The organism is Streptomyces poriticola (assembly GCF_036689765.1).
GTDB classification, from domain to species: domain Bacteria; phylum Actinomycetota; class Actinomycetes; order Streptomycetales; family Streptomycetaceae; genus Streptomyces; species Streptomyces poriticola.
The window spans coordinates 20,322-31,355 of the sequence record NZ_JBAGKH010000046.1; the positions used below are offsets into that span (position 1 = coordinate 20,322).

The window sequence follows — 11,034 nt, forward strand, 5'->3', positions numbered from 1 at the left end:
CGCGAGATGAACACGCTGCACAGCACCAGCACCAGCGCAGTGGTCACGCGTCTGCACGACGTGCACACGCACCGTGGTTCCGAGAAGTCCGGTGCCGTGAGCGGGCGGGGGTGCGCTCGCGGCGCCGGGCGTCAGCACACCGCGTACATGACGGTGGTTGACGCGCACACGGGGGACCGGGGGGACACGCACGGGGGAACCGCGTACGGGGAGGAACCGGGGGAGCGGCGCTCGCTGTCGGAGGAGGAGTTCACCGCCTACGTCCAGGAGCGCCGCGCCTCCCTGTACGCCACCGCCTACCACCTCACCGGCGACCGCTACGAGGCCGAGGACCTGCTGCAGAGCGCGCTGTTCTCGACCTACCGGGCGTGGGACCGGATCAGTGACAAGGCGGCCGTCGGCGGATACCTCCGCCGCACCATGACCAACCTGCACATCAGTGCATGGCGCCGGCGCAAGCTGAACGAGTACCCGACCGAGGAGCTGCCGGAGACGGCGGGCGACACGGACGCGATGCGCGGCACCGAGCTGCGCGCGGTCCTGTGGCAGGCGCTCGCACGCCTGCCCGAACTCCAGCGCACCATGCTGGTGCTGCGCTACTACGAGGGCCGTACCGACCCGGAGATCGCGGACATCCTCGACATCAGCGTCGGCACGGTGAAGTCCAGCATCTGGCGGTCGCTGCGCCGGCTGCGCGAGGACGAGGTCCTCAGCTTCGGCCGCGACCGGGACGACGCCTTCGGCGAACTCGTCGCCTGACGGGCGAAGGGTTCGGAAAAAAATACGGGCCCGGGTGTATCAGGAGGGGAGCCCCGGGCTCTTACTCACGGGGAAGCACCACGGGGAACCCGGGGGGGACGGGGGACCGACGGGGGACACGGGGGACACGGGGGAGCACCAGGGGATCGGGGCTGGAGGGCCGGGGGGGCCGTCCAGCCCCGATCTTCCGTTCCGGTTCCACCCATCAGGCTTCCGTTCCGGGTGCGCCCGTCAGGCCGCCGTACGTGCCGTCGCGCACCGGCCCGCGGCGGCAGCCGCCAGCCGGCCCATCGCCTCGTCGCGGTCGCAGGCGTGCGCGCCCAGGGCGGCCTGCCGGGCGACGATCGTCCGCTCCTGCCGCATCAGCCGCCAGCCGCGGCGCAGCAGGAACGGCACCGACTTGCGGCCCTCCTTCAGGTCCCGCAGGAAGCGGCGTCGGAAGGTCGTCAGCGGTCCGCGGCTCAGGCACAGCGCGTCGGCCAGCACGCCCGCCTCGCGGCAGCGGGTGACGATCTCGGCGGCGAAGATTCCCTCTGCGACGAACAGCGGGGTCCGCCCGATGTCGACGGCCTCCTCGCCGGTACGCGCGCTGCGGGCGAGGTCGTAGACGGGCACCCGGGTGCGGCCGGTGCGGCACAGCTCGGCGATCGAGGCGAGCGCGGCGTCGGCGTCCCAGGAGCCGGGGTGGTCCCAGTCGATGTCGGAGCTCCCGGCGACCAGCGGCAGCGACGGATCGTCGCCCTCCTTGTAGAAGTCGTCGAGCCGTAGCACCGGCAGGCCGGAGCGGGCCGCGAGAAGGGACTTGCCGGAGCCGGAGGGGCCGCAGAGCAGCACGACTCGCGTAGGTATGGGCGGGTGGGAGCTCACGGGACACCAGTGTGAGGCATCATCCGCCCGCCGTACGACATCGCGGGTCGGCTTTGAAGCGCGCATCACACGTCAACTACGCTTCGCGTCGAACTGATTACACTCCGCAGTACTCCCGTGGGGGCCTCACGGCACTCCGGCGGTACTCCGCAGCAAGAGGTGACAGCAGCGATGGCCCGACACGCGTTTCCCCACACCCCCACCGCCCAGCGCGCCCTGATCGCCCTCGCGACCGCCGGGGTGGCCCTGGGCGCAGGCGCGGCGACGGCCTCCGCGGACAGCGGTGAGACCCTCGCCGGCCTGGCACACACCCGCCCCACCTCACTGGGCGAGATCGACCCGCAGGCCGGCCTGGACGCGACGACCGGCACCCTCGGCCATGTCGCCGGTCCGGTCGCGGGCCTCAAGCCCAACCCGCTGGCAGGCACCGGCGTCGACCCCCTCGACAACGGCGTCGGCACCCAGCTGGCCGACTTCAAGCCGCTGACCTCGCAGGCCGTCACCGGTCCGGTGGCCCAGGCGCCGTCGGTGGGCAGCATCCCGGTGCTGGGCCAGGTGACCGGCCTGCTGGGCACCTGACCCGCCCCACGGCACACGAGAGCCGCGCCTCCCCCGGACGGAGGGGAGACGCGGCTCTCTGCTCGTGACCGCCGCTCAGTAGGACGAGCCGGAGGCGCCCAGGGAGCCCGTCGGGTGCCAGACCGTCTTGGTCTCCAGGAACGCCGTCATGCGGTCGGTACCCGGTGCCGCCGCCCAGTCGTCCACAGGCTGTGGACGCAGAACGCGCTTGAGGTTGTCGGCCGCGGCGATCTCCAGCTCCTTGGCGAGCTCCTCACCGGCGCCCGCCAGGTCGATCGCGTTGACGTCCTGGTGCGCCGCGAGCGGGGCCGCGATCTCCGCCGTACGGCCGGACAGCACGTTGACCACGCCGCCGGGGAGGTCGGAGGTGGCCAGCACCTCGCCCAGGGAGAGCGCGGGGAGCGGGGACGTCTCGCTCGCCACGACGACCGCCGTGTTGCCGGTGGCGATCACCGGGGCGAGGACCGACACCAGGCCCAGGAAGGACGACTCCTGCGGGGCCAGGACCGCGACCACACCGGTCGGCTCGGGGGAGGAGAGATTGAAGAACGGGCCCGCGACCGGGTTGCCGCCGCCCGTCACCTGGGCGATCTTGTCCGTCCAGCCCGCGTACCAGACCCAGCGGTCGATCGCCGCGTCCACCTGCGCGGCGGCCTTGGACTTCGACAGGCCCTCGGCCTCGGCCACCTCCCGGACGTACTGGTCCCGGCGGCCCTCCAGCATCTCGGCGACGCGGTACAGGATCTGGCCGCGGTTGTACGCGGTCGCGCCGGACCAGGCAGCGAACGCCTTGCGCGCGGCGACCACCGCGTCCCGGGCGTCCTTGCGGGAGGCGAGAGGTGCGTTGGCCAGCCAGTTGCCCTTGGAGTCCGTCACCTCGTACACCCGGCCGCTCTCGGAACGCGGGAACTTCCCGCCGACGTACAGCTTGTAGGTCTTCAGGACATTCAGTCGCGCATCAGACATCGAGGTACGCCTCCAGGCCGTGCCGGCCGCCCTCGCGGCCGAAGCCCGACTCCTTGTAGCCGCCGAACGGCGAGGTCGGGTCGAACTTGTTGAACGTGTTGGACCAGACGACGCCCGCGCGCAGCTTGTTCGCCACCGCCAGGATGCGCGAGCCCTTCTCCGTCCAGATGCCCGCCGACAGCCCGTAAGGGGTGTTGTTGGCCTTGGCGACGGCCTCGTCGGGGGTCCGGAAGGTCAGCACCGACAGCACCGGGCCGAAGATCTCGTCGCGCGCGATGGTGTGCGCCTGGGTGACGTTGGTGAACAGCGTCGGGGCGAACCAGTAGCCGCTCTCCGGCAGCTCACAGGCCGGGGACCAGCGCTCGGCGCCCTCCGCCTCGCCCTGGTCGGCGAGCGCGCTGATCCGGGCCAGCTGCTCGGCGGAGTTGATCGCGCCGATGTCGGTGTTCTTGTCCAGCGGGTCGCCCAGGCGCAGCGTCGACAGCCGGCGCTTGAGGGAGTCCAGCAGCTCGTCCTGGACCGACTCCTGGACCAGCAGCCGGCTGCCCGCGCAGCAGACCTGGCCCTGGTTGAAGAAGATGCCGCTGACGATGCCCTCGACGGCCTGGTCGATCGGGGCGTCGTCGAAGACGATGTTGGCGCCCTTGCCGCCCAGTTCGAGGGTGAGCTTCTTGCGGGTGCCGGCGACCGTGCGGGCGATCTCCTTGCCGACCCCCGTGGAGCCGGTGAACGCCACCTTGTTGACGTCCGGGTGGGCGACCAGGGCGGCGCCGGTGCGGCCGTCGCCGGTGACGATGTTGACGACACCCTTGGGCAGGCCCGCCTGGCGGCAGATGTCCGCGAAGAACAGCGCCGAGAGCGGGGTGGTCTCGGCGGGCTTCAGCACCACCGTGTTGCCCGTCGCCAGGGCCGGGGCGATCTTCCAGGCCAGCATCAGCAGCGGGAAGTTCCACGGGATGACCTGGCCCGCCACACCCAGCGGCCTCGGGGCCGGTCCGAACCCCGCGTGCTCCAGCTTGTCGGCCCAGCCCGCGTAGTAGAAGAAGTGCGCGGCGACCAGAGGCAGGTCCGCGTCCCGTGTCTCCCGGATCGGCTTGCCGTTGTCCAGGGTCTCCAGGACGGCCAGCTCGCGGCTGCGCTCCTGGATGATCCGGGCGATGCGGAAGAGGTACTTCGCCCGCTCGCCGCCGGGCAGCGCCGACCACTTCTCGAACGCCTTGCGGGCGGCCCTGACCGCCCGGTCCACGTCCTCCTCGGTGCCCTCGGCGACCTCGGAGAGCACCTCCTCGGTCGACGGGCTGACCGTCTTGAACACCTTGCCGCCGGCCGCCTCGGTGAACTCGCCGTCGATGAACAGCCCGTAGGAGGGGGCGATGTCCACGACCGAGCGGGACTCGGGAGCCGGTGCGTATACGAACGCGCTTGACTGCTTTTCCATGCTCATGCGGTTTCAGTCCACCGTCACGTAGTCGGGGCCGGAGTAGCGGCCGGTGGCCAGCTTCTGGCGCTGCATCAGCAGATCGTTCAGAAGCGAGGACGCGCCGAAGCGGAACCAGTGGCTGTCCAGCCAGTCCTCGCCCGCGGTCTCGTTGACCAGGACCAGGAACTTGGTCGCGTCCTTGGCGGTGCGGATGCCGCCGGCGGGCTTCACCCCGACCTGGATGCCGGTCTGCGCCCGGAAGTCCCGGACCGCCTCCAGCATCAGCAGGGTGTTGGCCGGGGTCGCGTTCACCGCGACCTTGCCGGTCGAGGTCTTGATGAAGTCGGCGCCGGCGATCATGCCGAGCCAGCTGGCGCGGCGGATGTTGTCGTACGTCGACAGCTCGCCCGTCTCGAAGATGACCTTCAGACGGGCGTCCGCGCCGCAGGCCTCCTTAACGGCGACGATCTCCTCGTACACCTTCAGGTACTTCCCCGCGAGGAAGGCGCCGCGGTCGATGACCATGTCGACCTCGTCGGCGCCGGCCGCGACGGCCTCGCGCACGTCGGCCAGCTTGATCTCGAGGGAGGCGCGGCCCGCCGGGAAGGCGGTGGCGACCGAGGCGACCTTGACGCCCGAGCCGGCGACAGCCTCCTTGGCGGTGGCCACCATGTCGGGATAGACGCAGACCGCGGCGGTGGCGGGCGAGGTGCGGTCGGTCGGGTCGGGACGGACCGCCTTGGCGCCGAGCGCCCGGACCTTGCCCGGAGTGTCCGCGCCTTCCAGCGTCGTCAGGTCGACCATCGAGATGGCGAGGTCGAGCGCGAACGCCTTCGCGGTCGTCTTGATGGAACGGGTACCGAGGGAGGCGGCGCGCGCCTCCAGGCCGACCGCGTCGACACCGGGCAGCCCGTGCAGGAAACGGCGCAGCGTGCTGTCCGACGCGGCGACGTCCGTGAGCCCGTGAGCGGGCGCGGCGGAGGCGGCGGTACCGGATGCGGCTGATGCAGTGGTGGGCGTGGTCACCAGGCGAGCATATCTACGCGCGTAGCGGCTGTACAGCCCTGCCGCTCATCTTGTCGGGATCCCCCGCGAATGAGCGCCCCAGGGCGCGTCGGGCACAATCGGCAGCATGACGACCCCGGACCACCAGTCACCCTCGCCGCGGCCCTCCGGAACCGAGACCCGGGACCGGATCTACCGCTCGCCCGCCGCCGTCGCCGGCGGGGTCCTGATGCTGGCCCTGGCCCTGTGGCTCGGCATCGACGCGGCGGTCAACGGCGCGGGGCGCACGCCGTGGCTTGCGCTGGCCGTCCTGCTGCTGCTGGTGCCGGCCGTCGCCGCCTACACCCTGCGGCCGGCCGTCTTCGCCGGCGAGGACCGGCTGCGCATCCGCAACCCGCTGCGGGTGATCGTGCTGCCCTGGGGGCAGGTCGCGTCGCTGCGCGCCGGGTACTCCAATGAGGTGTTCGCCGAGTCCGGCACCAAGTACCAGCTGTGGGCCATCCCGGTCTCGCTGCGCGCCCGCAAGCGGGCGGCCCGGCAGGAGGCCCGGCGGGCCGCGGAGGCGTCCGGGAAGGACGGCCGCCGGCGCGGCCGGGGGCCCGGGAGCACGGACGGGCTGGTGGCCGGCGCGGTCGGCGGCCTGGGCGGCGGTGCGGCCGTGGGGGACGGCAGGCCGGTGCGGGCGCAGAGCGACAAGATCATGGACGAGCTGCGGCAGATGCACGAGGCGCGCGGGAAGGCGGCGACCGCGCAGGGCGAGGTGTCCGTGCGCTGGGCCTACGAGATCATCGCGCCGGCAGCGGCCGGGGCGGTGCTGCTGGCGGTGGTGCTGGCGGTGGGGTGAGCCGGGGCGGCTCTGCGAACGGGACGGCGCGGAGGTGGGTGCCCCCTGGGGCGTCCGGTGTTCCTGGTTCGGTCGGGTGGGGGCCGGTGTTGCTGGTTCGGCCGGGCGGGTGTGCTGCGCCCGGGGCGTGCGGGCAGGCGGTAGCGGGCAGGTCCGCCGGGGCACCGCGCGGGCCGGCTCGGGCCCGGAAGGCCGACTCGGGCACGGGGCCGCCGAGGGGTGCGCCGCCCGCGGCCGGACGGTGGTCGGTCCGCCGGCCGCGTGACGGCGAGGCCGTCGGCCTCGTCGACGCCCGCGGGCGGAGGCCCGCATCGACCGGGGACGGCCGGGCCCCGGGTCCGCGCCCGCGCCGGCGCGTGCTCCGCGCCGGTGCGGGCGGCCGGTCGCCCCGCGCGGCCACGGACCTCCTCGGAGAGCTGCGCCCGGTGCGGAGTGCGGGTCACCCTCGCCGACCGGCGCCCTCGGCGGCGATGCGGGCCTCGAAGCTGTCGAGGAGCGACTGGAGGCCGAACTCGAAGGTGCCGTCGGGCGTTGCGGCGTAGTCTTCGGCCGCCGCCGTGTCGAGCCGTTCGCGCAGGTGCGGGAAGTGCCTGGCGGTCTCGGCGGCGCGGGTCATGGCGTCGGCCACCAGCTGCTCGGCGTCCGCGCTGTTCCTGCTCAGCCGGCGGTTCAGCGAGACCTGTGCGGCGGGGCCGAGCGCGTTGCCGAGCACGAAGGTGAACACGGTGGCGGCTGCCCGATCCGCGGCGTCGGCGGTGAAGCCCGCCTTCTCGTAGACGGCCAGGCTGAGGTCGTGGTAGCGGGCCTGGCCGGGCCCGTACAGGAGGTGGCTGCTGAACGCCTGGACCAGCCAGGGGTGCCGGGTGAGCATCGCGTGCATGCCGCCGGCCTGGGCGGCGGCTGCCGTGCGCCAGTCGGTGGTGCCGAGATCGGGCAGCTCGACCTCGTGCCAGATCGCGTCGCCGGCGAGCCGGACCAGGTCGTCCTTGGTCTTGATGTGCCAGTAGACGGCCGTGGCGGCCGAGCCGAGCTGTTTCGCCAGGCTCCGCATGTTGAGGCCGTCCAGGCCCTCCTTGTCGAGCAGCTCGATGGCCGCCCGGACGATCCGGTCTGCGGTCAGGGTGTCTCGCGGCATGGCCGCCACCTTACTTGTACTTAGTTCACGAAGACTCTTGCACTTTGTTCAAGTCGCCTCTACGCTCGGTCTCGCACTTAGTTCAAGTATCCGAAGGGGGAGCAATGCTGCAGGACAAGCTGGCGGAGTTCGTCACGGCCCAGGCCACCGAGCTCGGCGTTCCGGGTGCCGCCGTGGGGGTGCTCCTGGACGGCGAGGAGATCTACGCCTCCCACGGCGTGACGAGTCTCGGCGCCCCGACGCCGGTCGACGAGAAGACGCTGTTCCACCTCGCGTCGGTGTCCAAGACCTTCACGGCGACCGCACTGATGCGCCTGGTCGCCGAGGGAAAGGTGGACCTCCACGCCCCGGTTCGGCACTACGTGCCCGAGCTGCGGCTCGCCGACGAACGGACCGCGGCGCAGATCACCGTGCTGAACCTGCTCAACCACACCGCGGGCCTGGACTGGAACCTGATCGACGACGGCGAGGGCGACCGCTCCCTGGCCGGGCTCGTGGCGAAGCTACCGCAGCTGCCGCTGATCGCACCGCCCGGGACCCGCGCCTCGTACAGCCAGGCCGGCTACAACCTGGCCGGGCGGATCGTCGAGAAGGTCACGGGCCTGCCCTTCGAGCAGGCCATGGCCGCGCTGGTGCTGGAGCCGGTGGGCCTTGCGGACACCGTGTACGGCCTGTCCGAGGTGATGGCCCGCAAGTTCGCCGTCGGCTACAACCGCGGCGACGACGGCCACTTGCGCCCCGCCCGGCCCTGGGGGGCGTTCAGGGAGGGCGCGCGCGGCGACAACCCCGGTGGTGGCCTCGCCTCCTCGGTGAGCGACATGCTGCGCTGGGCACGGTTCCAGCTCGGCGACGGCGAGGGCGTGCTGCCGGCCGCTGAGCTGCACCGCATGCGGGAGCGGACGGTCGAGCTGCGTGCCAGCACGCTCGGCGACGGCTTCGGCGTCTGCTGGTTCCTGCGCGACCTGGACGGCCTCAGCGGGCTCGGCCACGGCGGCTCGGGCAACGGCCAGTTCGCCGAGCTGCTCATCGTCCCCGAGAGCAACTTCGCGGTGGTCTCCCTGGCCAACCTCGGCCCGGACGGGTACCCGTTCAACCAGTCCGTCGTGCGGTGGGCCCTCGAGCACTGCCTCGGCGTCGTCGAGAAGGCGGCCGAGCCCGTCCCGTACGACGAGGGACGGGCCCGACAGGTCGTCGGCCGCTACGAGATCGACGCCATGAACCTCGACATCGCCACCGACGGCGCCCGGCTCACCCTGGCGGTCGGGATCAAGCCGGAGATCCGCGAGGCATCGGACGAGGAGATGCCCCCGGACTACCCGGCCGCGGGGATCGGCTTCCTTCCCGGCGACGGCGACGAGTACATCGTGACCGAAGGCGGCCTCGAGGGGCAGCGCGGCTGCTTCTCCCGCGATGCCGGCGGCACGGTCACGGGCGTCGACCTGGCCGGCCGCCTCTTCAACCGCGTGGTGGAAGCTCCCTGACCCGTCGGCGGCAGGGGCGGACGGAGCCGAGCGGCTGCCCCTGGCGGCACCCCGGACGGGACGCCCCGGGGGGAGGGGGATCACGCGGGGGAGCGGGCGGCCGAGGAGCGGGCGGCGGTGACCCGACTCCCCGTGAACCGGGAGGAGTCGGGGCGTCGGCAGACGGGGTCGCTGGTGGGCGGCGGCGCCGGTGGCGGGTGGTGTCAGATGCCCGCGGCGGTGGCGAAGTCGCGCTTCAGCGCCGCCAGCAGGTCGGCCGCGCGGGTGCGGGCCGCCGGGAGGGCGGCGTGCGTGCCGACCGGGACGACCACCTCCAGGTAGCACTTCAGCTTCGGCTCCGTGCCGCTGGGGCGGACGATGACCCGGGCGCCGTCGAGCGTGTAACGCAGGCCGTCGGTGGGCGGCAGGTCGGCCGTGCCCAGGGTGAGGTCCTCTGCCCTCGTGATCGGCAGGCCCGCGAGGTGGGTGGGGGGCTGCTCGCGCAGACGGCGCATCGCGTCGGCGATCAGGGAGAGATCCTGGACACGGACCGAGAGCTGGTCGGTGGCGTGCAGACCGTGCTCGACGGCGAGGTCGTCGAGGAGGTCGAGGAGCGTGCGGTCGCTGTCCTTGAGGACCGAGGCGAGTTCGGTGATGAGGAGTGCGGCGGTGATGCCGTCCTTGTCGCGTACGCCGTCGGGGTCGACGCAGTAGCCGAGCGCCTCCTCATAGCCGAAGCGGAGGCCCTCGGCGCGGGCGATCCACTTGAAGCCGGTGAGGGTCTCGGTGTGCGGGAGGCTCGCCTTCCCGGCGATGCGGCCGAGGAGGGAGGAGGAGACGATCGACTCCGCGAAGGTGCCGCGGGCTCCGCGGGCGACCAGGTGGGCGGCGAGGAGCGAGCCGACCTCGTCGCCGCGGAGCATGCGCCAGTCGGTGCCGTCGTGGACGGCCACGGCGCAGCGGTCGGCGTCCGGGTCGTTGGCGATGACCAGGTCGGGGGCGGGGGTGGTGGCGCGGGCCGCGGCGAAGGCCAGGTCCATCGCGCCGGGCTCCTCCGGGTTGGGGAAGGCGACGGTGGGGAAGTCCGGGTCGGGGTCGGCCTGGTCGGCGACGACGGTGGGGGCCGGGAAGCCGGCGCGGGCGAAGGCGGCGAGGAGGGTGTCCTTGCCGACGCCGTGCAGGGGTGTGTAGACCGTCCGGGCGGTGCGCGGGGAGTCCGGGGCGAGGACGGCGTCCGTGCGGGCGAGGTAGGCGTCGAGGACGGTGTCGTCGAGGGTGTCCCAGCCGGTGGTGGGGCGGGGGACGTCGTGCAGGGACGCCACGGCGTCGATCTCGGCGGCGATGCCGGAGTCGGAGGGCGGCACGATCTGGGAGCCGTCGCCGAGGTACACCTTGTAGCCGTTGTCGCGGGGCGGGTTGTGGCTGGCGGTGACCTCCACGCCGGCGACGGCGCCGAGGTGGCGGATGGCGAAGGCGAGGACGGGGGTGGGGAGGGGGCGGGGGAGCAGCGCCGCGCGGAGGCCGGCGCCGGTCATGACGGCGGCGGTGTCGCGGGCGAAGTCCTCCGACTTGTGGCGGGCGTCGTAGCCGATGACCACGAGGCCGTTCGCGTGGTTCTGCTTCTTGAGGTACGCGGCGAGGCCGGCGGCTGCTCGGATGACGACCGAGCGGTTCATGCGCATGGGGCCGGCGCCGAGTTCGCCGCGGAGGCCGGCGGTGCCGAACTGGAGGGTGCCGCTGAAGCGTGCGGCGAGCTCGGCGTGGTCCTCGGCGTCGATGAGCTCGGCGAGTTCGTCGCGGGTCTCCGCGTCGGGGTCCTCGGCCAGCCATGCCTGGGCCCGGGCGATGAGGTCGGCATGCACGTCGGTCAGCCTCTCGTTGGTGGTTCGGTGGTCTCGGGTGCCTTGGGCGAATGTGGTCTGGGTGTGGGGTGCCCGCGGCGGCCTGTGCGGGTGGTCGGGGGTGCGCGTTGTGCCTGCGGCGGCCTGTGCGGGTGGGA

10 protein-coding genes are annotated in these 11,034 nt (G+C 72.9%); 4 read left to right on the plus strand and 6 right to left on the minus strand.

Annotated elements, in window-relative coordinates; genetic code table 11:
• The first annotated feature begins 6 nt into the window (after nt 1-6).
• Nucleotides 7-759, plus strand: a complete 753-nt coding sequence (locus V5O46_RS30155; protein WP_332887906.1) for a SigE family RNA polymerase sigma factor — start codon at nt 7-9, stop codon at nt 757-759.
• A 231-nt stretch (nt 760-990) separates the two neighbouring features.
• Here V5O46_RS30155 and V5O46_RS30160 read toward each other — a convergent pair whose 3' ends face one another.
• On the minus strand, nt 991-1,695 hold the full coding sequence (locus tag V5O46_RS30160) for a uridine kinase family protein (RefSeq protein WP_332887907.1): 705 nt from the start codon (nt 1,693-1,695) through the stop codon (nt 991-993).
• Between the two features lie 102 nt (nt 1,696-1,797).
• On the opposite strand from V5O46_RS30160, the gene V5O46_RS30165 reads away from it, so the two are divergent.
• Nucleotides 1,798-2,205 carry a hypothetical protein gene (locus V5O46_RS30165; RefSeq protein ID WP_332887908.1) on the plus strand — a complete coding sequence of 136 codons (408 nt, stop codon included), beginning with the start codon at nt 1,798-1,800 and terminating at the stop codon, nt 2,203-2,205.
• A 75-nt stretch (nt 2,206-2,280) separates the two neighbouring features.
• Here the strand turns inward: V5O46_RS30165 and V5O46_RS30170 are convergent, their stop codons facing one another.
• The 3 genes from V5O46_RS30170 to deoC are packed head-to-tail and all read right to left on the minus strand — an operon-like array spanning nt 2,281 to nt 5,617.
• On the minus strand, nt 2,281-3,171 hold the full coding sequence (locus V5O46_RS30170; RefSeq protein WP_332887909.1) for an aldehyde dehydrogenase family protein: 891 nt from the start codon (nt 3,169-3,171) through the stop codon (nt 2,281-2,283).
• A complete protein-coding gene (locus V5O46_RS30175; RefSeq protein ID WP_332887910.1) occupies nt 3,164-4,609 on the minus strand; it encodes an aldehyde dehydrogenase family protein in 1,446 nt (481 codons plus the stop codon). Before V5O46_RS30175 ends, V5O46_RS30170 begins: the two co-directional genes overlap by 8 nt.
• Nucleotides 4,610-4,621: 12 nt before the next feature.
• The gene (gene deoC, locus V5O46_RS30180; protein WP_332887911.1) at nt 4,622-5,617 is read right to left on the minus strand and encodes a deoxyribose-phosphate aldolase; all 996 of its coding nucleotides are present in this window, start codon (nt 5,615-5,617) and stop codon (nt 4,622-4,624) included.
• Between the two features lie 106 nt (nt 5,618-5,723).
• On the opposite strand from deoC, the gene V5O46_RS30185 reads away from it, so the two are divergent.
• A complete protein-coding gene (locus tag V5O46_RS30185; RefSeq protein ID WP_332887912.1) occupies nt 5,724-6,440 on the plus strand; it encodes a PH domain-containing protein in 717 nt (238 codons plus the stop codon).
• A 439-nt stretch (nt 6,441-6,879) separates the two neighbouring features.
• Here V5O46_RS30185 and V5O46_RS30190 read toward each other — a convergent pair whose 3' ends face one another.
• Nucleotides 6,880-7,575 carry a TetR/AcrR family transcriptional regulator gene (locus tag V5O46_RS30190; RefSeq protein ID WP_332887913.1) on the minus strand — a complete coding sequence of 232 codons (696 nt, stop codon included), beginning with the start codon at nt 7,573-7,575 and terminating at the stop codon, nt 6,880-6,882.
• 104 nt (nt 7,576-7,679) lie between these two features.
• On the opposite strand from V5O46_RS30190, the gene V5O46_RS30195 reads away from it, so the two are divergent.
• Nucleotides 7,680-9,056, plus strand: coding sequence for a serine hydrolase domain-containing protein (locus tag V5O46_RS30195; RefSeq protein ID WP_332887914.1), 1,377 nt, complete (start codon nt 7,680-7,682; stop codon nt 9,054-9,056).
• Nucleotides 9,057-9,259: 203 nt separating this feature from the next.
• On the opposite strand, the gene V5O46_RS30200 is transcribed toward V5O46_RS30195, so the two are convergent.
• Nucleotides 9,260-10,897: a phospho-sugar mutase gene (locus V5O46_RS30200; protein WP_332887915.1), complete on the minus strand. Its 1,638-nt coding sequence runs from the start codon at nt 10,895-10,897 to the stop codon at nt 9,260-9,262.
• Between the last annotated feature and the right edge of the window lie 137 nt (nt 10,898-11,034).

Excerpts from the sequence above, each read along its gene's own strand:
- V5O46_RS30155 (WP_332887906.1), top strand. The coding sequence starts at position 7 with ATGAACACGCTGCACAGCACCAGCACCAGCGCAGTGGTCACGCGTCTG.
- V5O46_RS30165 (WP_332887908.1), top strand. The coding sequence starts at position 1,798 with ATGGCCCGACACGCGTTTCCCCACACCCCCACCGCCCAGCGCGCCCTG.
- V5O46_RS30170 (WP_332887909.1), bottom strand. The coding sequence starts at position 3,171 with ATGTCTGATGCGCGACTGAATGTCCTGAAGACCTACAAGCTGTACGTC.
- V5O46_RS30175 (WP_332887910.1), bottom strand. The coding sequence starts at position 4,609 with ATGGAAAAGCAGTCAAGCGCGTTCGTATACGCACCGGCTCCCGAGTCC.
- V5O46_RS30185 (WP_332887912.1), top strand. The coding sequence starts at position 5,724 with ATGACGACCCCGGACCACCAGTCACCCTCGCCGCGGCCCTCCGGAACC.
- V5O46_RS30190 (WP_332887913.1), bottom strand. The coding sequence starts at position 7,575 with ATGCCGCGAGACACCCTGACCGCAGACCGGATCGTCCGGGCGGCCATC.
- V5O46_RS30195 (WP_332887914.1), top strand. The coding sequence starts at position 7,680 with ATGCTGCAGGACAAGCTGGCGGAGTTCGTCACGGCCCAGGCCACCGAG.